Source organism: Arthrobacter sp. P4_H3 (genome assembly GCF_056400885.1).
Genome location: NZ_JBFUKK010000004.1, coordinates 51,239 through 72,653, shown reverse-complemented (window position 1 = coordinate 72,653; position 21,415 = coordinate 51,239). Strand labels below are relative to the sequence as shown.

Annotated in this window: 21 protein-coding genes; 11 read left to right on the top strand and 10 right to left on the bottom strand. The window is 66.9% G+C overall.

Annotated elements, in window-relative coordinates:
- Position 1 precedes the first annotated feature (1 nt).
- Together AC1DRE_RS07020 and AC1DRE_RS07015 are read left to right on the top strand one after the other, a co-directional pair.
- Positions 2–862 carry a phosphogluconate dehydrogenase C-terminal domain-containing protein gene (locus AC1DRE_RS07020; protein WP_476983952.1) on the top strand — a complete coding sequence of 287 codons (861 nt, stop codon included), beginning with the start codon at positions 2–4 and terminating at the stop codon, positions 860–862.
- Between the two features lie 180 nt (positions 863–1,042).
- Positions 1,043–1,276, top strand: coding sequence for a hypothetical protein (locus AC1DRE_RS07015; RefSeq protein WP_476983951.1), 234 nt, complete (start codon positions 1,043–1,045; stop codon positions 1,274–1,276).
- Positions 1,277–1,300: 24 nt separating this feature from the next.
- Here AC1DRE_RS07015 and AC1DRE_RS07010 read toward each other — a convergent pair whose 3' ends face one another.
- The 4 genes from AC1DRE_RS07010 to AC1DRE_RS06995 all read right to left on the bottom strand — a co-directional run bounded on the left by AC1DRE_RS07010 (position 1,301) and on the right by AC1DRE_RS06995 (position 6,039).
- Positions 1,301–1,537 (bottom strand): hypothetical protein, encoded by a 237-nt coding sequence (locus AC1DRE_RS07010; protein ID WP_476983950.1) that lies wholly within the window; start codon positions 1,535–1,537, stop codon positions 1,301–1,303.
- Positions 1,538–1,702: 165 nt separating this feature from the next.
- Positions 1,703–3,295 carry a histidine ammonia-lyase gene (gene hutH, locus AC1DRE_RS07005; RefSeq protein ID WP_476983949.1) on the bottom strand — a complete coding sequence of 531 codons (1,593 nt, stop codon included), beginning with the start codon at positions 3,293–3,295 and terminating at the stop codon, positions 1,703–1,705.
- The gene (gene hutU / locus AC1DRE_RS07000; protein ID WP_476983948.1) at positions 3,292–4,995 is read right to left on the bottom strand and encodes a urocanate hydratase; all 1,704 of its coding nucleotides are present in this window, start codon (positions 4,993–4,995) and stop codon (positions 3,292–3,294) included. The genes hutH and hutU overlap by 4 nt, the downstream gene beginning before the upstream one ends.
- A 216-nt stretch (positions 4,996–5,211) precedes the next feature.
- Positions 5,212–6,039 (bottom strand): IclR family transcriptional regulator, encoded by an 828-nt coding sequence (locus AC1DRE_RS06995; protein WP_476983947.1) that lies wholly within the window; start codon positions 6,037–6,039, stop codon positions 5,212–5,214.
- A gap of 229 nt (positions 6,040–6,268) precedes the next feature.
- Here AC1DRE_RS06995 and AC1DRE_RS06990 point away from each other — a divergent pair, with 229 nt between their 5' ends.
- Positions 6,269–7,186 carry an SDR family oxidoreductase gene (locus tag AC1DRE_RS06990; RefSeq protein ID WP_476983946.1) on the top strand — a complete coding sequence of 306 codons (918 nt, stop codon included), beginning with the start codon at positions 6,269–6,271 and terminating at the stop codon, positions 7,184–7,186.
- A gap of 7 nt (positions 7,187–7,193) precedes the next feature.
- Here the strand turns inward: AC1DRE_RS06990 and AC1DRE_RS06985 are convergent, their stop codons facing one another.
- The gene (locus tag AC1DRE_RS06985) at positions 7,194–8,855 is read right to left on the bottom strand and encodes an HNH endonuclease signature motif containing protein (RefSeq protein WP_476983945.1); all 1,662 of its coding nucleotides are present in this window, start codon (positions 8,853–8,855) and stop codon (positions 7,194–7,196) included.
- Positions 8,856–9,060: 205 nt separating this feature from the next.
- Between AC1DRE_RS06985 and AC1DRE_RS06980 the strand changes: the two genes are divergently transcribed.
- Positions 9,061–10,566, top strand: a complete 1,506-nt coding sequence (locus AC1DRE_RS06980) for an amino acid permease (protein ID WP_476983944.1) — start codon at positions 9,061–9,063, stop codon at positions 10,564–10,566.
- Between the two features lie 28 nt (positions 10,567–10,594).
- Here AC1DRE_RS06980 and AC1DRE_RS06975 read toward each other — a convergent pair whose 3' ends face one another.
- Positions 10,595–11,329 (bottom strand): hypothetical protein, encoded by a 735-nt coding sequence (locus AC1DRE_RS06975; protein WP_476983943.1) that lies wholly within the window; start codon positions 11,327–11,329, stop codon positions 10,595–10,597.
- A gap of 331 nt (positions 11,330–11,660) precedes the next feature.
- Between AC1DRE_RS06975 and AC1DRE_RS06970 the strand changes: the two genes are divergently transcribed.
- Both AC1DRE_RS06970 and AC1DRE_RS06965 read left to right on the top strand, forming a co-directional pair.
- Positions 11,661–11,939, top strand: coding sequence for a hypothetical protein (locus tag AC1DRE_RS06970; RefSeq protein WP_104173761.1), 279 nt, complete (start codon positions 11,661–11,663; stop codon positions 11,937–11,939).
- Positions 11,940–11,976: 37 nt separating this feature from the next.
- Positions 11,977–12,612, top strand: coding sequence for a LysE family translocator (locus tag AC1DRE_RS06965; RefSeq protein WP_476983942.1), 636 nt, complete (start codon positions 11,977–11,979; stop codon positions 12,610–12,612).
- Between the two features lie 41 nt (positions 12,613–12,653).
- Here AC1DRE_RS06965 and AC1DRE_RS06960 read toward each other — a convergent pair whose 3' ends face one another.
- From AC1DRE_RS06960 to AC1DRE_RS06950, 3 genes are all read right to left on the bottom strand, one after another.
- Complete coding sequence (locus tag AC1DRE_RS06960) at positions 12,654–13,145, bottom strand: hypothetical protein (RefSeq protein WP_476983941.1); 492 nt, start codon at positions 13,143–13,145, stop codon at positions 12,654–12,656.
- Between the two features lie 139 nt (positions 13,146–13,284).
- Entirely contained in the window at positions 13,285–14,034 is a 750-nt protein-coding gene (locus tag AC1DRE_RS06955; protein WP_476983940.1) for a 3-hydroxybutyrate dehydrogenase, read from the bottom strand.
- A 77-nt stretch (positions 14,035–14,111) separates the two neighbouring features.
- Positions 14,112–15,491, bottom strand: coding sequence for an MFS transporter (locus AC1DRE_RS06950; protein ID WP_476983939.1), 1,380 nt, complete (start codon positions 15,489–15,491; stop codon positions 14,112–14,114).
- A 133-nt stretch (positions 15,492–15,624) separates the two neighbouring features.
- Here AC1DRE_RS06950 and AC1DRE_RS06945 point away from each other — a divergent pair, with 133 nt between their 5' ends.
- Positions 15,625–16,521 carry a LysR family transcriptional regulator gene (locus tag AC1DRE_RS06945; RefSeq protein ID WP_476983938.1) on the top strand — a complete coding sequence of 299 codons (897 nt, stop codon included), beginning with the start codon at positions 15,625–15,627 and terminating at the stop codon, positions 16,519–16,521.
- A 192-nt stretch (positions 16,522–16,713) separates the two neighbouring features.
- Entirely contained in the window at positions 16,714–17,442 is a 729-nt protein-coding gene (locus AC1DRE_RS06940) for a GAF and ANTAR domain-containing protein (RefSeq protein ID WP_476983937.1), read from the top strand.
- A gap of 190 nt (positions 17,443–17,632) precedes the next feature.
- On the opposite strand, the gene AC1DRE_RS06935 is transcribed toward AC1DRE_RS06940, so the two are convergent.
- Positions 17,633–18,571, bottom strand: coding sequence for a spermidine synthase (locus AC1DRE_RS06935; protein ID WP_476983936.1), 939 nt, complete (start codon positions 18,569–18,571; stop codon positions 17,633–17,635).
- 205 nt (positions 18,572–18,776) lie between these two features.
- Here AC1DRE_RS06935 and AC1DRE_RS06930 point away from each other — a divergent pair, with 205 nt between their 5' ends.
- The 3 genes from AC1DRE_RS06930 to AC1DRE_RS06920 all read left to right on the top strand — a co-directional run bounded on the left by AC1DRE_RS06930 (position 18,777) and on the right by AC1DRE_RS06920 (position 21,407).
- On the top strand, positions 18,777–19,820 hold the full coding sequence (locus AC1DRE_RS06930; RefSeq protein ID WP_476983935.1) for an NAD-dependent epimerase/dehydratase family protein: 1,044 nt from the start codon (positions 18,777–18,779) through the stop codon (positions 19,818–19,820).
- A gap of 142 nt (positions 19,821–19,962) precedes the next feature.
- Entirely contained in the window at positions 19,963–20,988 is a 1,026-nt protein-coding gene (locus tag AC1DRE_RS06925; RefSeq protein ID WP_476983934.1) for a hypothetical protein, read from the top strand.
- Positions 20,985–21,407, top strand: a complete 423-nt coding sequence (locus AC1DRE_RS06920; protein WP_476983933.1) for a phage holin family protein — start codon at positions 20,985–20,987, stop codon at positions 21,405–21,407. Before AC1DRE_RS06925 ends, AC1DRE_RS06920 begins: the two co-directional genes overlap by 4 nt.
- Positions 21,408–21,415: the final 8 nt, after the last annotated feature.

The window sequence follows — 21,415 nt, the reverse complement described above, 5'->3', positions numbered from 1 at the left end:
AATGTCAGCAGAACAATTGACCGTCGCCGTCATCGGAGCCGGTGGCAAAATGGGGATGCGCGTTTCCCGGAACCTCCAGAAGAGCGCCCACACCGTCTTCTACAGCGAGAACTCCCCCGCAGGCCAAGACCGCGTCCGCACCGAAGGCCGCGAGCTCACCTCCACCGACGACGCCGTCAAGGGCGCCGACGTGGTGATCCTCGCCGTCCCCGACACCGTCCTGGGTGTTGTGTCCGAGGGCGTGGTCCCCCAGATGAAGGCCGGCGCGATCCTGCTCACCCTGGACCCGGCCGCGGCCTACGCCGGGCTGCTGGCCAAGCGCGACGACGTGGTCCAGGCCGTGGCGCACCCGTGCCACCCTTCCGTGTTCCTGGAGCGCACCACCAAGGAGGAATGGGCCGACACCTTCGGCGGCGAAGGCGCCCCGCAGAACGTGGTGGCCGCCATCGACGAGGACGCACCGGCCACGACCCGCGATTCGGCCGAGGCCGTCATCCGCACCATCTACGCCCCCGTCATCGACGTGCACTGGGTCACCGTGAAGCAGCTCGCCATCCTCGAACCCACCCTGGTGGAAACCGTTGCCTGCATGATCGGCACCCTGCTCAACGAGGCGCTGCACGAGACTGTGCACACCGCCGGCGTCCCGGAGGAAGCAGCCAAGGCCATGCTGTTCGGCCACGTGCAGATCGCCCTGACCAACGCCCTCCGCGGTTCCAACCCGTTCTCCGAGGCCTGCGAAATCGCCATCCAGTACGGCAAGGACACCATCATCAAGGACGACTGGAAGAAGATCTTCGATGACTCCGAACTGGACGGCGTCATTGCCAAGATGCTGAAGCTGGACGCCGTCAAGCGCTAGGCGATTTGGTCCCGCCAGGGGCAGCAGCCTCGCTCCCGGAAGGCTGAAAACAGGCTGTCCCGCAGGACTTCGGTGGACCCGAAATCCTGCGGGACAAATGCCTGACATCTTACGTTTTTTGACAACGCCGGTAGACTGGTCTGTGGCCAAACCGGCAATCAGTTTAGAGAAAGTCCTGCAATGAGCTCCGCCATCATGGAATCCCAGACCAACGTTCGGTCCATCCGCCTCACCTTTTCGACAGCCGAGGAGGTTCACGACGGCTTGGAGAGCGCCGTCCGGGAGCTCATCGAAGCCGCCGTCGAGGACGGGAACTGCGGTATCCGCGTTACCCGCCACGAGCCCGGCGCCTACACCGTGGCCCTGGACGACTCCGTGCCGTTCGGTGAGACCTACGAGGACATCGCCGCCTAACTACGGCGGCTTAAGTCCGACGGCTTACGTCCTGCGGACCTGGACGCCGTCGGATTTCATAAACAGCTGGTTTTCCGACGGGCTTGAAGGCACCAGCCAGAGCACGTTTCCACTTACGGAAATTTCTTCAACTTCACCTGCGGCCACCACATGCGCATGCTTGAGAATTTCCACCCGTTCGCCTGCTTTGAGGCTCCTCCAGTCGGAAACCGTGGCAGCAAATGCCATCCGCCTGGACAGAACCGTCCCCCGTGCTTTCATTGAACTTCTACCCCTTTGTATATGTTCGTTTGCCGCAACATCGTTGGTGTGGACTTCATCACTACATCTTTAGTTCTACTACAATTCCCGGGCCCCCGCCCGTTGTGTCGCGTAGTGTTTCGGGGGCGCCGGGAATTTGTCATTCCTGATGCACAATATTCACTTTTAGGCCAGAATTCCGACGGCGGATTCGGCTGCCGCACGGACCTCGCCGGACGCGACGAGCCGGTCTGCGGCCTCCAGTTCCGGCGACAGGAACCTGTCGGTGCCCGGACCGTCCACCACGTTGCGAAGTGCCGCGATGACCGCCGTGCCGGCCGGTCCCGGAGTCAGTTCCCCTCCGGACAGCTGGATCCGCATGTCGATGGCCCGTGCCGAGGTCACCAGCTCGATGGCCAGGACGCGGCGCAGGTTCTCCACGGCCTTCCTCAGCTTGCGCGCTGCGTGCCAGCCCATGGACACATGGTCCTCCTGCATGGCGGAGCTCGGGATGGAATCCACCGAGGCCGGTACGGCGAGCCGCTTGTTGTCCGAGACGAGCCCGGCCTGCGTGTACTGGGCGATCATCAGGCCGGAGTCCACCCCGGGATCCGCGGCCAGGAAGGCCGGCAGCCCGTGTGAACGCGCCGGGTCCAGCATGCGGTCCGTGCGGCGTTCCGCGATGGAGCTCAAATCCGCCACGGTGATCGCCAGGAAGTCCAGGACATACGCCACGGGAGCGCCGTGGAAATTGCCGTTGGAGCTGACCCGGCCGTCCGGCAGGACCACGGGGTTGTCGATGGCCGCGGCGAGTTCACGCGAGGCGACGAGCGCCGCGTGGTCCACCGTGTCGCGGACGGCACCGGCCACCTGGGGTGCGCAGCGCAGTGAATACGCGTCCTGCACCTTGGTGTCGTTGATGCGGTGCGACGCCACGATCGGGGAATTGGACAGTACCCGCAGCATGTTGTCCGCAGACGCCGCCTGGCCCGGGTGCGGACGGAGCGCGGCGTGCAGCTCGGGCAGGAACACCTGGTCCGTGCCGAGCAGCGCCTCGACGCTGAGCGCGGCGGTGATGTCCGCCGTCGTGAGCAGCTGGCGGATGTCCGCGATGGCCATCAGCAGCATGCCCAGCATGCCCTCAGTGCCGTTGACGAGCGCCAGTCCTTCCTTCTCCGCGAGCGTGACGGGTTCGATCCCGTATGCAGCGAGGAGCTCGGCGACGGTGCGGCCGCCCTTGGCGCCATACAGCTCACCGTCGGGGCCGGTGGCTTCACCCTCGCCCATCAGGACCAGGGCGCAATGGGACAGCGGGGCGAGGTCGCCGGAGCAGCCGAGCGAGCCGAATTCGCGGACCACCGGCGTGATGCCGGCGTTGAGCACGTCCACCATGGTCTGCAGGACGACGGGCCGGACGCCGGTGCGGCCGGAGGCGAGGGTCTTGGCGCGCAGGAACATGATGCAGCGGACCACTTCACGCTCCACGGCCGGGCCCATTCCGGCGGCGTGGCTGCGGATCAGTGACTTCTGCAGCTGGGTGCGCAGCTCGTTGGGGATGTGCCGGTTGGCCAGGGCCCCGAAGCCGGTGGAGATGCCGTAGGCGGGAACCGCACTGTGTGCGAGGTCGTCAATGTGGGCGCGGACCTTTGCAACCGTGTCCAGCGCTTCCTGGGAGATGGTCACCTTTGCGTCGTGGCGGGCGACGGCGACGACATCCTCGGGTGTCACACCGCTGGAGCCGAGGGTGACGGTGAGCGGTGCTTGGGTTATTACAGTCACTTTGCAGTTCCTTCGTTCATCGGGATGCGGACGCCGCGTTCTTTGGCGACGTCGAGGGCGCGGTCGTAGCCGGCGTCGGCGTGGCGGATGACGCCCATGCCGGGGTCGTTGGTGAGGAGGCGTTCGAGTTTTTCGGCGGCGAGGTCGGTGCCGTCGGCGACGGAGACCTGGCCGGCGTGGATGGAGCGGCCGATGCCGACGCCGCCGCCGTGGTGGATCGAGACCCAGGTCGCGCCGGAGGCGGTGTTGAGCAGGGCGTTCAACAGCGGCCAGTCGGCGATCGCGTCGGAGCCGTCGGCCATGGCTTCGGTCTCCCGGTACGGGGAGGCGACGGAGCCGGAGTCGAGGTGGTCCCGGCCGATCACGATGGGGGCCTTGACTTTGCCTTCCTTGACGAGCTGGTTGAAGAGCAGCCCGGCTTTGGCGCGTTCGCCGTAGCCGAGCCAGCAGATGCGGGCCGGCAGGCCTTCGAACTCGACCCGTTCCTGGGCGGCGTCGATCCAGCGGTGCAGGTGCTTGTTCTCCGGGAACAGTTCCTTGATCGCCGTATCGGTGACGGCGATGTCCTCGGGGTCCCCGGAGAGCGCGACCCAGCGGAACGGGCCCAGGCCCTCGCAGAACAGCGGGCGGATGTAGGCCGGGACGAAGCCGGGGAACTCGAACGCGCGGTTGTAGCCGCCCGTGCGGGCCTCGTCCCGGATGGAGTTCCCGTAGTCGAAGACCTCGGCACCGGCGTCCTGGAACTCGACCATGGCCTGGACCTGGCGCGCCATCGAGGCCTGGGCCTTCTTGGTGAACCCTTCGGGGTCCGCGGCGGCCTCGGTGTGCCATTCCTCCACCGTGATGCCTTCGGGCAGGTAGGACAGGGGGTCGTGCGCACTGGTCTGGTCCGTGACGATGTCCACGGTGAGCTCGCCGGCGTTGTGGCGGCGCAGGATCTCGGGGAAGACCTCCGCGGCGTTGCCGACGTAGCCGACGGACCAGCCGCGGCGCTCTTCCTTGGCCTTGAGGACCTTGGCGATGGCGGTGTCGAGGTCGGTTTCGACCTCGTCGAGGTAGCGTTTGCCGGCGCGGCGGCGCAGGCGGGTCTCGTCGACGTCGACAATCAGGCAGGCGCCGTCGTTCAGCGTGACGGCGAGCGGCTGGGCGCCGCCCATGCCGCCGCAGCCGCCGGTGAGGGTCAGGGTGCCGGCGAGGGTGCCGTTCTCGTCCCCGGTGAGTTTGCGGGCGATCGCGGCGAAGGTTTCGAACGTGCCCTGCAGGATGCCCTGGGTGCCGATATAGATCCAGGACCCGGCGGTCATCTGCCCGTACATCATCAGGCCCTCGGCCTCGAGCCGGCGGAACTCGGGCCAGTTCGCCCAGTCCCCGACCAGGTTCGAGTTCGCCAGCAGCACCCGCGGCGCCCACTCATTGGTCCGGAACACACCCACGGGCTTGCCGGACTGGACCAGCAGGGTCTCGTCCTTCTCCATGGTTTCCAGAGTGCGGGTGATCGCGTCAAACGCGGCCCAGGACCGGACGGCGCGGCCGGTGCCGCCGTAGACCACCAGGTCATCGGGGCGTTCGGCGACCTCGGGATCGAGGTTGTTCATCAGCATCCGCAGCGGGGCTTCGGTCTGCCAGGACTTGGCGGTGAGCTCGGTACCGCGGGCTGCTTTGACCGGGCGGGCACCGGTGGTGAAATCGGCGGGTGCCATGAGGGGCTCCTTCGTGTGCTTGGTGATTGGTGATGGTGGTTCGGGCGGAATGAGGTTCTGTATCCACTAAAGCCTGTCCGGACGGACGGAAACAGGGCCTTCCGGCGAGTGCTGTCCGGGATTCCAGACGCGCCCGGCCTCCCCCAACTAAGTAGCAGCAGGTGTCGTTTTGGGCGCTCAAAACGACCCCTGCTGCTACCTAGTTGGGCCGGGGAGTTACTGGGCGGGGCGGCCGTGGATGCGCACGGAGAGTTCGTCGGCCACTTTCCGGATGCGGGCTGCGAGGGCGGGCCACTGGTCCGCCGGGAGCTTGTCCTCGAGGAAGGTCACGGCGACCGCCGCCGTCGGCCATCCGACGTGGTCCGTCACCGCGGCTGCGATCGAGCCGAAGCCGGGGGTTACCTCGCCGTGTTCGGTGGCGTAGCCGCGCTGCCGGACCTGGTCCAGGTGCGAGGACAGCGCCGAGTACTTCATGATGGCGCCTTCCACCTCATGCCGGGCCGTGAAGGCGGCGGCGTTCGGGTACAGCGCGCGGACCTGCGACTTGGGCAGCGCCGCGAGGATGGCCCGCCCGCTGGCGGTGAGGTGGCTGGGCAGCCGGACGCCGACGTCGGTCACCAGGGACGGCCGGTTCTTGGCGCGCTCCTCCACGATGTACAGCACGTCACGGCCATGGAGCACCGCGAGGTGCGCGCTTTCACCGATAACGTCCACCAGCGAGGCGAGCATCGGCCGGCCAATCCTGGACAGCGGCTCCTGGCGCGAATAGGCGGAGCTGAGTTCGAAGGCACTGATGCCCAGCCCGTAGCGCTGCTCCTCATGCAGGTGCATCACGAAGCCGTTTGCTTCCATGACCCCCAGCAGGTGATAGACACTTGATCGCGGCAGGCCCAGCGCAGTGGCAATGTTCGACGCCGCCATGGGCCCGCGCTTGGAGGCCAGCAGTTTGAGGATGCGCAGGGTGTTTTCTGCCGCCGGAACTTTCGACGTCACCTTTGTTGCCGTCCTTGATACCGCCCGAACGGGCGCCTCGACATCGGCCATGCTGTCCTCCATCGTTCGCGGGCGGACCCTTCGACTGATGATGGGCAGGTGTCCGGTATCCCGTACTTAAGCGTGCGCCCTCGCCGGGTGCCCCGACACGCCATCGAACCACATAGCCGTCCGGGATACCAGACCTTCGCCCAGGGGAGGCGCGGCCGGTGCTTCGATGGAGGTCACGGACCGTTGCCGCCGCCGTGGCAGCCAGCGCATAAGGGTGGGGAACGCAGCTATGACCAAACCGTTGGCAGGAAAAGTCGCCCTCGTCGCCGGGGCCACCCGCGGAGCAGGACGCGGCACCGCCGTCGCGCTCGGCGAAGCCGGGGCCGCCGTGTACTGCACCGGCCGCAGCACGCAGGGCCAGCGGTCCGATTACGGCCGGCCGGAGACCATCGAGGACACTGCCGTGCAGGTCACGGCCGCCGGCGGGGCGGGCATCGCCGTCGGCGTGGACCACCTGGATCCGGCGGCGGTGGAGTCGCTCGTGCAGCGGATCGACGACGAACAGGGACGCCTGGACATCCTGGTGAACGACATCTGGGGCGGGGAAAACCTCATCGAATGGGACACTCCGGTGTGGTCGCACAACCTGGGCTCCGGCCTGCGGATGCTGCATACCGCTGTCGATACGCACCTGATCACCAGCCACTTCGCGCTGCCGCTGCTGATCCGGAACCCCGGCGGCCTGGTGGTGGAAATGACCGACGGCACCCGCGAATACAACGCGGACCATTACCGGGTCTCGACGTTCTACGACCAGGCCAAGAACGCAGTGCTGCGGCTTGCCTTTAGCCAGGCGGAGGAACTGAAGCCGTTTGGCTGCACCGCGGTGGCGCTGACGCCGGGCTGGATGCGCTCCGAAATGATGCTGGAGCATTTCGGCGTCACGGAGGCCAACTGGCCGGACGCCGCGGCAACGCAGCCCCACTTCGCCGCGATCTCCGAGAGCCCGCGCTTTGTGGGCCGCGCCGTGGCGGCCCTGGCGGCTGACCCGGACGTGAACCGGCGCACCGGCGGCTCCTTCTCCTCCGGCGGCCTGGCGCTCGAGTACGGCTTCACCGACACCGACGGCTCGCGGCCGGACTGCTGGCGTTATCTGGTAGAAGTCCAAGAGGCCGGACGCCCGGCTGACGCCACCGGCTACCGCTGAGGCTCCGTCACGCCGCTGCCCGTGCGGGCGCGGCGCAATCCTGGGAGTCCTCGCGGGCCTCGGCGGTCAGCAAGAGCCATAGGTCAGCAAATGGGTCTTCGGGCACTGCGTCGTCGTGGGGTTGGCGTGGCAAGTCCCACTCCGGCAATGGGTCGTCGGGCAGCAGATTTTCGAGAACTGCCAAGTCACGGCCTCGATCCCGGTTAGGCGGCGAGTCTTCGGGACTCGCAGTGTCAAAGCTATTGGCCATGGCCAGGAGCGCGGCTGGCCACCGTGGCGGTTCCCAGTCGGGTTGTTCGCTGGGATAGCGGCGTCCGGTAGGAGAGGTCCAGCCGGGCGGTTCATGGGCGTTGGCGCCGGTTGGTGTCCATGCGGTGGCGTGTCTGAGCCGGTGGTGCTTGGGGCACGGTTGGCCGAGGTTGCTGATCCCGGTGGTCCCGCCGCAGGCCCAGGCGAGGAGGTGGTCGGCGTCGTTGTCCAGGGACTGGTTGTTACAGCCGGGGAACGGGCATTTCCCGTCCCTGAGACGCAACCATTGCCGCAGTGTTTTGGGAATACGGTAGCTTGTCCTGCCGATCTCCAGCGGAACACCATCCCGCGGGTCAATCAGCACCCGCAGGAACGACGACGCACCGTCGGCCACCAGGGCACGGCCCACGGACGGCGGCACCGGCCCGTACCCGTCCAACATGGCCGGTTCCTCGGTCAGACCCAGCAGCGAGAACACCGGAACGGTAATGAGGACCTGCGCTGCCGGTGCGGGAATCCCACTCAACGGCACAAGACCGTCCCGGTCCACGCCGCCGCCGGCAACACCATTCGCGGTGCCCGCCGGGGTTCGTTCACGGCCTGCAGTGAGGAGCCAGGTCGCGGTGATGTCGGCGCGGAGCTGGGTAAGGGTCCTGGCCTCGTCCGCGCCTTGGAGGGCCCTTGCGGCGGCGGTGGCACGGTTCCAGATCCCGGCGGCCTGGCCGGCGGGCAGATAGGCGGAAAGCCAGGCCATGCCATCGCGGTCCGGGGTGAACTCCACCCGCCGGTCGGCAGCGCTGCGGGCGTGGCGTTTTTCGATACTGACCGGGTGGTGCCGTTCCCGCCAGGTACGGGCCTTCGCCCGGAACCGTCCGGGGACGAGGTCCCCTGCCTGGCAGCCGCGCGCCGGAGTGGGTGCGGCCGGATCCAGGAAATGCGCCTCCAAAGCCGCAGCCCCTGCCTTGTCGAGGTTCATGGTCTCGTCGACCATCACCCGGGCATGCTGCCACGTGATGTCCCCGGCCTGCAGCGCGGACAACGTCAGCGGCAGGGTAGTGATCAGTGTGTGCGCTTCGGCCAGGAAGGCACCGGCACTGCGTTCGCTGACCGTCAGGACACACGCGACTTCGGCGGTCATGGCCATGTCCTGGGCGGTCCGTTCCTGCGGGGACACAGCAGGCGCCGCCATCGCCGCGGCGGCATCGGCGTACCCGGCGGCCAGACGCACCTTCAGGGCAGCCATTCCGGCTTCCACCCGAGCGAGCCGGGCCAGCCCGTCCAAACACGCATCCGCCTGGTCCCGCGCAGGATCAGCCCCCTCCGGGCCCGGACCATCAGAACCGCTGCGGAGCCCACCAGCCAGCGCCGCGACAGAAGCCTCCACGGCTTCCAACGCCCCCACCACGGCTCTGCTTTCCATACCCACAGCATCCCAGGAGGCACCGACATTATTGATCGCCATTTATCGCCCCGACGCCGGGGCCGCAACTGTCCGTTCGCGCAAGGACTCCGGAACCGAACAGTCTGGAATGAAAGACACCAAGAGCCCGTGAGTCTGATCACAGCCGCCCCGAACATGGTCTGCTGGATAGCGATCCCCCTCCCAATGACGAGAAGGTATTCGCATGCAACAAGCCCAGACAGAAGCCAAAACGGTGGCGCCCGAAAACAGCACCAGCGCCGGCGGCACGGTCCGCGCCGCCGCGGGCGCCGCCGTCGACACCGTCCTGAACCGCGGACTCAATGTCCGGCACATCCGCTTCATGGCGCTCGGCTCGGCCATCGGCACGGGGCTGTTCTATGGATCGGCCTCCGCCATCCAGAAGGCCGGCCCGGCGGTACTCCTCGCGTACATGATCGGCGGCGCGGCCGTGTTCATGGTGATGCGGGCACTCGGCGAGATGGCCGTACGGCACCCCGTTTCCGGTTCCTTTGGCCAGTACGCCAGCCGCTACCTCGGCCCGCTTGCCGGCTTCGTGACCGGCTGGACGTATGTCTTCGAGATGGCGATCGTCGCCATCGCCGACGTCACCGCCTTCAGCATCTATATGGGGTTCTGGTTCCCGGAAGTGGAGCGGTGGATCTGGGTCCTGGCCATCATCTTCTTCCTGGCGGCCCTGAACCTGCTCAGCGTCAAGGTCTTCGGCGAGCTGGAGTTCTGGTTCTCGCTGATCAAGGTGGTGGCCATCATCGCCATGATCGCCGGCGGCGCCGCCATCATCATCTTCGGCTTCCAGGCAGGCGGTACAACGGTGGCCCCCGGTATCGGCAACCTCGTGGAGCACGGGGGCATGTTCCCCAACGGCTTCGAAGGACTCCTGGCGTCGTTCGCCGTCGTGATGTTCGCCTTTGGCGGGATAGAGACCATCGGCGTCACTGCCGGCGAAGCGGCCGATCCCAAGAAGGTCATTCCCAAGGCAGTCAACACCGTGCCCGTGCGCGTGCTGCTGTTTTACGTTCTGACCCTGGCCGTACTGATGAGCCTGTTCCCGTGGAACGAAGTCGGCACCAACGGCAGCCCGTTCGTCCAGATCTTCAGCGGCCTCGGCATTCCGGCCGCCCCGCACATCCTCAACGCAGTGGTGATTACCGCGGCCCTGTCCGCCATCAACAGCGACATCTTCGGTGCCGGACGCATCCTCTTCGGGCTGGCCCGGCAGGGCCACGCCCCCGCCAGCTTCGGCAAGGTCTCCCGCCACGGAGTCCCGTGGATGACCGTAGTGATGATGGCAGTCGTCCTGTTGGTGGGCGTGGTCCTGAATGCAGTGATGCCAAAGGACGTGTTCCTGCTGATCGCCTCGATCGCCACCTTCGCCACCGTCTGGGTGTGGGTCATGATCCTGGCGTCCCATGTGGCAATGAAGCGGGAGATTGCACGTAAGGGCCTGCCGGCGTCGGAATTCCCGTCGCCCTGGTGGCCGGCGGCATCCATCCTGACCATCGCGTTCATGGCCATGGTGATCGTCATCCTGGGCGCCTTTGAAGACTCCCGGGTTGCACTCTACGTGGGCGCCGTGTGGCTTGGAGTGCTCGTGCTGGCATACCGGCTGTGGGTCCGCGGCCACGGCCGTTCCCGCGCGGAACTGGTGGATGAGACGGCGTCGATCCCCGTGGTGGAAGCCCGCCGCTGACACGCGCCGGGCCGCAACACCTGATGGGTCACCCCGACGGAAGCCAGTCGACGTGCGAATCGTAGTCATACACACGGCACACCCGCCGGTCAGTCTGGGCCGGGCCGTCCGCGGGCTGTGTGGTGACGGAGAGTTCGACGTCGTAGGACTCCAGGCCGGGACCCGCCGTTGACCGGTGCGGGGTTCCGGCATACTCCACGGAAACCAGCGAGTAGGGCCGCGGTACAACAGGTCCGCTGACGATCCCGGAATTGGCCGCGTCGCTCTGCAGGCGGCGGCTGCAGCTGTCCGTCACGCGCTGGACTGCCCGGGCGTCGGGGGCGGCGCCGGCCGGTTCGCCCGCGGGCGGCTGCCCGGACGACGGCGGTGCAACGGGCGGTGCGGCAACGGACGACGGCGGCTGGCCGCCCGGCGGTTGGCCCGCCGTCGGGGTGGCGGCCGGATCCGGAGCGGTCGCCGCGGGGTCCGCCGTAGCCGGCGCCGGGGAGCCCGACACCTGGCCCTGCGGCGCCTCACCGTTCGACTCCTGAGCATTGGAAGGCGCCGGGGAGCCCGGCGCGGCAGCAACCGGCGACTGACCAGCTGGCGCCTCAGCAGTTGTCGCTCGAGCTGCGGGCGGGGTGAGTTGAGCTGCACCGCCCGCCGCCGTCCCGGCTCCGCCGGGGATCTGGGCCAGGCCCACCACAACGGCCACCATGGCAACGGTGGCAGCAGCAACTCCCACCTGCCCGGGAATCTGCCTGCCGGATGAATTTTTTCGCACAGCCGCCCCTCACGACGTCGCGGGCCGTAGTCCCCGAGCCTAGGGCCGCTGCGGCGTGCCCGCACGCGTGCGCCCTACCTGTCTTTGCGGGCAGTCACTCAGGCCGCTGCCCGGTTGCCACCTGCCCTGCCGTCACGAAACGGGCCAAGTAGTCGGGCAAAAATTTCGAGTGTCGTACGGTACAGAAGGGGTAGGAGTTACGCGTGCGACGCGTGGGGTTTGGCTTTTACGGTGGTCAGCAGGCGCAGACCGGACGATTTGAACGCCTTGCCGCAAAATCCGGACCGCCTGCGAGTCCTGCTGGTCCAGGCACTGCAAAGGAGTGGTTTCGATGAAGGATCTTCGAGTTTCCCGGCCCGCCCTCCCCCGCGACAGGCGCCGCCTGATCTGCTGGCTCAACGACGCGGCCGAGAAGGTGCGCACGGCCTCGGTGCCGTTCAAGATCGGGGACGTTGTCCTCGGCGATGACCCCTTCAACGGCCGCCGGCTCGGCGTGGTGGCCGTGATCCGCGGTACGTCGCTTGGCCTGCGGACGGCGGCCGACGCCCACCCCGACCTGGTTCCCGAGTTCGTCTACTACGACTACCGCCAAGTGAGGCGGCCGGACTAGCATCCGATCCGACGGACCGGCGGCGCTAGAATCAGGCATGGTTCCACTGAGCAATCTGCTGACGTTTGCCCTGGCCGCGGCCGTTCTGATCGCCGTTCCCGGGCCCAGCGTGCTGTTTGTGATCGGGCGCAGCCTGGCCCTGGGCCGCAAGGGCGGCCTGCTGAGCGTCCTGGGAAACGCGCTCGGAATGATTCCCCAGATCGTTGCGGTGGCGCTCGGCGTCGGGGTTGCGCTGGCGCAGTCCGTGCTGCTCTTCACGATCGTAAAGTTCGCCGGCGCCGCGTACCTTGTGTTCCTCGGCATCCAGGCCATCAGGCACCGAGGGAGAAGCACGACGGCGGCCGATCCTTCGCGTTCCGCCTCCACTTTCCGGGTTCTCCGGGAAGGCTTCATTGTGGGTGCCACCAACCCGAAGTCACTGGTGTTTTTCGTGGCCGTGCTGCCGCAGTTCGTGGAATACACCTCCGGTGCCATCCCGCTGCAGCTGGCCATCCTGGGGGCCGTTTTCCTGCTGATCGCCCTGGTCTCCGACAGCATCTGGGCCCTCGTGGCAGGCACAGCCCGCCAGTGGTTCGCCCGCTCCCCCAGGCGCATCTCGACGCTGAGCACAACCGGCGGCGCCATGATGATCGCCCTGGGCGGCACCCTCGCTTTGACGGGCACCAAGAACTGACTCGGGACGCGCCCATCCCCGATTCAAGGGGGTGCCCTGCTTCAGCCGCCGGTTTTCAGCAGGTCGTTCATGTCGAACAGCCCTTCAAGGGGGGCCGCCGTGTCCGTCAATGGCGCGTCGGATCGGCCACCGCAGTTCTCGGCTGATTTCGAGTACTGCGCCTGGCCGCCGTCCAGGACAATGACCTTTGAGGCGGAGCCGCCCGTGCAGCCTGGCTTTGGTGCGGCAATATCCTGGGAACGCCCAGGCAGGGTGCCCGCCAAGTCAATGACCTTTGCCCATGTTTCGGCAGGCATTGCGGCTGTTTCCTGTCGCAGCACGTCGCCGTAGGAATCCACGGTGATACTGGCTTCCGTCGCCGATGCCTTGATGACGTAGCTGCGGTGGTACCGAGGCGGGACGGAACTGTCGCGGAAACTGTACTCCACCGTGGTTTCCGCAGGACTCAGTTGAAGATTTGCGGGTGCTGCGCAGGCGGCGGCCGGTCCGATACAGACCGCGGCAATGACAGTGAACGTGATGCGGCGACGCATGAATCCCCCTTTGGCGGCCGAACGTGTCATTAGCTTAGCGGGCGCGGACGGGGGCCCGGGCCGCCCGCCACTGCCTCGGTCAGTGTCGCCCTGAACGACGGGAATGTGGTCCTCTCCGACCTTCTCCCGCGAGCTCCGGTCAGCGCGCCGACCAGCCGCCGTCCATGGTGTAGCTGGCGCCGGTGACCATGCCGGCGTCGTTCGAGGCGAGCCAGGCGACCAGCGAGGCGACTTCCCCCGGCTCCACCAGCCGCTTGATGGCGGACTCGGTGAGCATGATCTGGGCCAGGACCTCGGACTCGGGGATGCCGTGGACCCTGGCCTGGTCTGCAATCTGCGCCTCGACCAGCGGTGTGCGGACGTAGCCGGGGTTGATGCAGTTGGACGTGACCCCGTGCTCCCCGCCCTCAAGCGCCGTCACCTTGCTCAGCCCTTCCAGGCCGTGCTTGGCGGAAACATACGCGCTTTTGAACGGGGAGGCACGGATTCCGTGCACCGAGGACAGGTTGATGATGCGGCCGAACCCGTTGGCATACATGTGGGGCAATGCCGCCCGGACCAGCAGGAACGGGGCCTCGAGCATCAGGGTGAGGATGCGCCTGAAGTCGGCGGGGTCGAAGTCCTGGATGGGGCTGATGCGCTGGATCCCGGCGTTGTTGACCAGGATGTCGCAGTCCAGGCTGAGGGTTCCCAATGCCTCGACGTCCAGCAGGTCCACGGCCCAGGCGGTGCCGCCGACTTCATCGGCCAGGGCGGTGGCGCCGGCTTCGTCGATATCCGCCACCACCACCTTCGCGCCCCGTGCCGCCAATGCACGGACGCTCGCAGCGCCGATCCCGCTGGCGCCGCCCGTGACGAGGGCCTTGCGGCCGTTCAGAGAGTTTTCCATAATTCCAGCCCTACATTCCAGAAATTCGATAGTCCAGCAAGAATCAGTCCAGTGCCCTCAGCCGGGAGCCGGTTGGTTTAGCGGACGCCCGCGCCCACCAGGCCTTCGCGCTCGGCATCGGCCCGGTCCACGTCCTCGAGGGCGATGCCCTTGGTTTCCTTGAGGCTCAACACTGCCACCGTGGTGATGGCACACGCCACTACCAGGTAGATAGCGGTGGGCATCCATGATCCGGTGTCCTTGAGCCACTGGGTGGCCAGGAGCGGCGCCAGCGAGCCGGCGAAGATCGAGGTGACCTGCGAGCCCAGCGACACACCGGCGTAGCGCATCCTGGTGGGGAAGAGCTCAGCCATGATGGCCGGCTGGCCGGCGTACATAAACGCGTGCAGGCACAGGCCAATGGTCACTGCGAGGACGATGACCACGGCGTTCTTCGTATCGAACATGGGGAAGGCGAAGAATGGCCAGGTTGCACCGGTGACGGCGCCGATGAGGTACACGGGCTTCCGGCCCCAGCTGTCCACCAGCCGCCCCACCTGCGGAATGACCAGGAAGTGGATGACGTGGGCGATCAGCAGCGCCAGCAGGAGCGAGGACGTGTCGTACTTGTGGACGCTTTTGAGGTAAACGATCGCGAAGCTGACTACGAGGTAGTACATGATGTTTTCGGCGAACCGGAGGCCCATGGCCTGCAGGATGCCCTTGGGGTACTTGCGGATGACCTCGAAGACGCCGTAACTGACGGCCTGCTCCTGCTCCAGCTGCGCCTTCGCTTCCAGGAAGATGGGCGACTCGGAGACGTTGGTGCGGATGTAGTAACCGACGAATACGATCACGGCGGAGAGCCAGAATGCCACGCGCCAGCCCCAGCTGAGGAAGTCGGCGCTGCTCAGGACGTTGGACATGATGAACAGGACCAGGGTGGCCAGCAGGTTGCCCACCGGGACCGCGGACTGGGGCCAGCTGGACCAGAAGCCGCGGGACTTGTTGGGGCTGTGTTCCGCGACAAGCAGCACGGCGCCGCCCCATTCACCGCCCAGCGCGAATCCCTGGATGAAGCGCAGGAACACCAGCAGTGCCGGTGCGAGGTAGCCGATGTCGGCGAAGCCGGGCAGGCAGCCCATCAGGAAGGTGGACACGCCGATGATCACGATGGTGAGCTGCAGCGTGGGCTTGCGGCCGAGCTTGTCGCCGATCTGGCCGAAGACGATACCGCCGAGCGGGCGGGCCACGAAGCCCACGGCGTAGGTGATGAAGGCCTGGATGATGCCGTCCAGCTCATTGCCGGTGGCGGGGAAGAAGTACTTTCCGAACACCAGGGTTGCAGCGGTGGCGTAGAGGAAGAATTCGTACCATTCCACTACGGTGCCAACCATGGAGGCGGCGACGATTTTCTTGAGGCCGGCGCCCTTTGGGGCGGAAGCGGCGGGTGTTGCCGAGCGTTGTTCTACGCTCATCTTGGTTCTCCTTAGTGTCCACGTCGACACGTGCTGTGATCCACAGCACTGAATGGGGCTCAAATGAGTATTGCCGCACAAACTTTGAGTTTCAATGGCCAAACGGGCACCCCTTGTGTGCAAAATTGCAGATATGGATACTAATCCCGATGACCTGCTGGTCCTGCTGGCTGTCTCGCGGTCAGCCAAATTCACGACGGCGGCGCAGGCCCTCGGCCTGAACCACACCACGGTGTCGCGCCGGATAGCTGCCCTGGAGAAGACCCTGGGCGGACGCGTCCTCTCCCGGGCGGCCGGCGGCTGGGAGCTGACGGAACTCGGGGCGGAGGCCGTGCTGGTGGCCGAGCAGGTGGAAAATGCAGTGCGCCGCCTCGGCCAGCCGGGCCGGGCACCGGATCCCATCACGGGCGTGGTCCGCATGACAGCCACGGACGGCTTCAGCGCCTACGTCGCCGCGCCCGCCGTCGCACGGCTGCGGCGCAAGCATCCCGGACTCAGCGTGGAGATCGTGACCGTCACACGGCGGGCCCTGCAGCAGCGGTCCGGCCTGGACATCGAGGTGGTGGTGGGCGAGCCCCAGGTGCACCGCGCCGAGGCCTTCAAATTGGGCGAATACGTGCTGGGCATGTATGCATCCCAGGACTATCTGGCCGAAAACGGGACCCCTGCCACGGTGGAGGAACTGACGGAACATCCGCTGGTGTATTTCGTGGATTCCATGCTCCAGGTGGATGACCTCGATGCCCCGCGCCGGCTTGTCCCCGCCATGAAGGACGGCCTGAGTTCCACCAACGTGTTTGTCCACGTGGAGGCGACGCGCGCCGGCGCAGGCATCGGCTTCCTGCCGTGCTTCATGGCAGATCTGCACCAGGACCTGGTCCGGCTGCTTCCGGACGCATTCTCCGAGCGGCTCCCCTACTGGATGGTCCTGCGTCCGGACTCCATGCGGAGGCCGGCCGTTGCGGCGGTGGTGCAGGCACTTCGCGACCAGACCGTGGAGCACCGAGAGGCCCTCCTGGGCCGGGGCTGACGTTCAGCGGCCGGGCGGTATATATTCGGACGGCCATACGGCGTAGTGTCAGAGGTAGGAGATGTCGGAGACCCTTCGCTGGTGTGAGCGCGTCGAATCTGTGTGCGTCCACCATCACGGCTGCGGACGATCGATAGTCCGCGGTCCCCCGCCCCGTTCCATGGGACCGGGCATTGAAGGATCGAGGCGGTCATGGATCCCGGCACCGGCAGCGCCCCGCCCCCCGAACAATTGCAGGACCTGTTGCTGGAAAGCCCGGGTTTCACGGAGTTCCTTCTGGGGCTGACCACCATCACTGCCTCCCGCCTGGGCGGGCGCGACCCGATGCTGTGCGCCATCACCGTTGAGCGGAACGGCACTCCGGCTACCGTGGCCAGCAGCGGCGAGGATGCGCGGCGGATGGACGAGAAGCAGTACGACTTCGACGACGGCCCGTGCCTGACGGCCCTCCGGCAGCAGCACACCGTGCTTGTCCAGGACCTGGGAAGGGACAGCCGGTGGTACCGCTACGCGGCGGCCGTATCGGGAGAAGCGATCCGCTCCGTCCTGGCCGTTCCCATCGGAACCGACCACGGGGCGGCCGCGGCCCTGAACTGTTACGCCCATGATGTCAACGCGTTCGACGCCGCCACCATCGCCTCCGTCGAGGAGCACGCGGACTCCATTTCCCGGATCCTCCGCCTGGCATTGCGCCTCCATCCGCCGGAGAACTATCCCGAGCACCTCCGGTCTGCCCTCAAATCGAGGGCGGTCATCGACGCAGCCGTTTCGCTGATCATGGTCCAGAACCGCTGCAGCAGGGATCAGGCGATGGAGCTCCTGCACCTGGCGGCACGTGTCACTGACACCAGGGTTCGCACCATTGCCACGGATATTTTGTCCGGCGCCGAACTTCCCGGCGGTGGAGTCCGGCCAGAGTGAAGAAACCCCCGCGCGAGTCCTGGGGACTCAAGCGCGGGGGCCTCTTTGCCCTCCGGTCTTGGGGGAAAGCGGAGAGCTTCCATAAACTTACAGCCGGCGCGGGGCCCACAGGGACAAAAGTGGCCCCGAAGGCACATTCTTGAGGCAACTTTGTTCCTGCCGGCACTTTTGTTGCGGCGGCCTTGCGCAATTATTGCGGGTCAGGGCGGGCTGGCTGGTCCCCGGAAGCGGAATCCGGTGGCGCCGGGTCATGGCGGACGGGCGCGCCCGCAGCAAAGGCGCGCACCTTGGCGTCATCCCAGATATGGGCGGGGACACCGCCGCCCAGGAGCCTGCGGGCCAGCCGGGGATCGTCGTCGAACGGCTGGTCGCTGCCGGCCATCACCATGTTGCCGTAGCGCCGGCCCTTGAGCATCGCGGGGTCGGCGATGATCAGTGTGTGTTCGAACGTGGCCGCGATGCCGGCGGCGTCCTCGCGGGCATTTTTCAGGTCCGGGGCATCGCCGGAGTTCACCACATAGATGCCGCCGGGTGCCAGCACGCGCCTGGCATGCTCATTGAATTCCGCGGTGGTCAGCGGCCGGGGCGTCAGTGCGCCGGCAAACACGTCGCGGATGATCAGGTCGCGGGTCTGCGGGGTCAGGGACTCGGTGACCTCGCGCGCTTCCCCCACGCGCAACCGCAGCAGCGGCGCCTTGGGCAGATCGAACCAGCCGCGGACGTACTCGGCGAGCTTGCCGTCCAGTTCCACCACCACCTGGCGCGCCTCCGGGTAGGCGGTGTGGAAATAGCGGGCCAGCGAGCATGCTCCGCCGCCAAGGTGCAGGGCGCGCAGCTTGGGCCTGGCCTCCCGCGGCCACCGCGATTCCACCAGCGCGGACATCCACCGCATGTACTCGAAGTCCAGGAAGAGCGGGTCCGCCAGGTCGATGTGCGAGCTCATCACGCCGTTGATGCGCAGGAGCCAGCCATTCGAATTGTCCTGGTCCGCGATCAGCTCGCAGTCCCCGGTGTCGATGTAGTAAACGCCCTCAACCGGCCCGTCAGGGCGGGTTCCCTTCGGCACTTCCACCACTCCCGGCGTCGAACGTTCAGCGTTCCTGCCGGCCGCCCGGCCCTTACGCGCCACTTAGCCAGCCACCGTATTGCTCATGCCTCAACCCTAGTTGACCGGCACCCGCAGCCGGCCCGCAGGTGACAGGAGACCGTTAGCTTGCTTGTCAACCAACGGCCACTGGCGCTAAACCGGAACCAGGAGGCTCGGGCACGCCATCGGCCAGAGGGTATGCCGGTGACTTCCTGCCTCTTGGAGGCTCTAGGAAGGGTGGCCCGGCATGCGGGTAGCAATCGTTGGCGCGAGCGGAAATGTGGGCACAGCCGTGCTGCGGCGCCTCCAGCAACAGCGGACGGAGCAGCCGGACGCGCTTGAACTCGTGGGAATCAGCAGGCGCCTGCCGGACCAGTCGGCCGCGCCTTATGGCGGCGTCGAATGGCACGCAGTGGACATTACCGACGACGACGGGCGGCTGCGCGCTGCGCTCGCCGGAGTGGATGCCGTGGTGCACCTCGCGTGGATTCTCCAGCCGAACCACGACATTGCGGCACTTCACCGCACCAACGTCACGGGAACCGCGAATGTCCTCCGAGCCGCAAGGGAGGCCGGTGTGGGTCACGTGGTGTGCGCCTCCTCGGTGGGTGCCTACAGCAGCTCAGCCAAGGAACCCCGGAGGACCGAGGACTGGCCGGCCACCGGCATCCGCGAATCCCACTACAGCAGGCACAAGGCTGAACAGGAAGCCCTCCTGGACCGGTTCGAAGCGGAAAACCCGGCCACCGCAGTCGCGCGGCTGCGCACAGCGCTGATTTTCCAGGGTGAGGCCGGGAGCGAGATCGGCAGGTATTTCCTGGGGCCGCTGATCCCCAGGCTGCTGCCGGGCAAAATCAGGCTCCCCCTCCTGCCGTTCCCGGCGGAACTGGCCTTCCAGGCCGTGCATGCGGACGATGCCGCCGACGCGTACTGGAGGGTCCTGGACCGGCGTGCCGCCGGCGCGTTCAACGTCGCCGCCGAACCGGTGATCACTCCGCCGGAACTGGCCAGGCTGTTCCACGCGCGGCGCTGGCTTCCGATTCCCGTGGGCCTCCTCCGCGCGGCTGTGGATCTGAGCTGGAGGCTCCGCCTGCAACCAACGGACGCGGGCTGGATTGCCATGGCTGAAGGCGCTCCGATCATGGCTACCGGACGCGCCCGCGAAGTGCTCGGCTGGGAGCCGCGCACTTCATCCCTGGACGCCGTGCGCGAAGTGCTCGAAGGGCTGGGAACCGGGCGCGGGACAGCAGGTTCCCCTGCCCTGAATCCACGGAACAGGCCCGGCCAGTAAGTACCCGACCCGCAAACTTCGCGGCCTCAAAAAGTAGTACAGAAAGGGTACTTACTATTTATAGTAATCATGCTTACTATTTTAAGGCCAGTAATTACTGGTTCTTGATCAGCAGCCGACCTTTTTGAAAGAGAGCGCGAAGATGACGGAGAACCAATGGCCGCAGGACGGGAGCTACGGCACACCTGGGGTCGCACAGCAAACGTCCGTCCCGGCAGCGCCGGACACATATGCGCCGGAAACAAATGCCGGCTACCCGGCCCCTCAAGGCACAACTCCCCAAGGCACAACGTCGAAGTCGGAGGCCGCCAGGCAGGAGGCCGGAGATGTTGCCCACCAGGCGACAGACTCCGCCCAGCACGTGGCCGAAACCGCCAAGGCCGAGGCCGCCAATGTGGCAGGCGAGGTTAAAGCCAATGCCAAGGACCTGCTCTACCAGGCCAAGCAGGACCTCACCGACCAGGCCGGGGCGCAGCAGCAGAAAGTTGCCCACGGCCTGCATTCCATTTCCGGCGAACTGCGCACCATGGCTGACGCGTCCGAGCAGCCCGGCGTGGCTACCGACCTGATCCGTCAGGCAGCCGACCGATCCGCCTCCGTGGCATCGTGGCTGGAAGGCAGGGATCCCGGCTCGCTGCTCAACGAGGTGAAGACTTTCGCACGGCAGCGCCCGGGCACGTTCCTGCTGCTGGCCGCCGGCGCGGGAATCCTGGCGGGCCGGCTGACCCGCAGCCTCAGCGAGGGTGCCCCGAGCTCCGCCGGCGGTGTTGCGGGCGGACATGCCGCACGGGCGCCGATATCCAGCGTGCCCGGTACCGGCGCCCCCGGTTCCTATGTTCCCGATACGGGCATGGCGGTTCCGCCGCCGCCGGTACAGATGCCGGCTCCGAACGTCACCACGGCGGGCCTGGCCGGCGCGGGAGCGGGTGCCGGAACTTATGCCGGTACAGGCGCGTACAGGGATGAGGCGGACACCAGCTACGCTGCCGACGCCAACTACCAGGCGGACACCTATCCGCCCAACCCGCTGGCGGACGAAGGAACGCCGCAGGACCAGTGGGCGGATGATCCCCTCGCCGGCGACCGAGTCCCGGAATACCCGCCGGCCACGGACCTCGCGGACGACGACCCATACCGTGACGATCCCCTCCGTGGTGGTCAGCGATGAGTCACCAATTTCCGGAACCACCCGCCTCGGCCGCGCATGTGAAGGCGGAGACGACATCCCTTGGTGACCTGCTCGGAGACGTGACCCGGGACATCTCCACACTGATGCGCCAGGAGGTGGAACTCGCCAAAGCAGAGCTGAAGCAGTCGGCCACCCGTGCGGGGAAGGGCAGCGGGATGCTGGCCGGCGCCGGCGTGGCCGGCCACTTCGTGCTCCTGTTCCTGTCCCTGGCGCTCTGGTGGGCGCTGGGAACGGTGATGGGGCTGGGCTGGTCCGCCGTCGTCCTCGCGGTGATCTGGGGCGTCATCGCCGCAGTCCTTGCCGCCGTCGGCCGGAAGCAGCTCAACGCGATCAAGGGCATGCCCCAGACCGCGGAGACGCTTCAGGAAATACCGCCCACCCTCAAACCCAGCCACTAGAGCAAGGT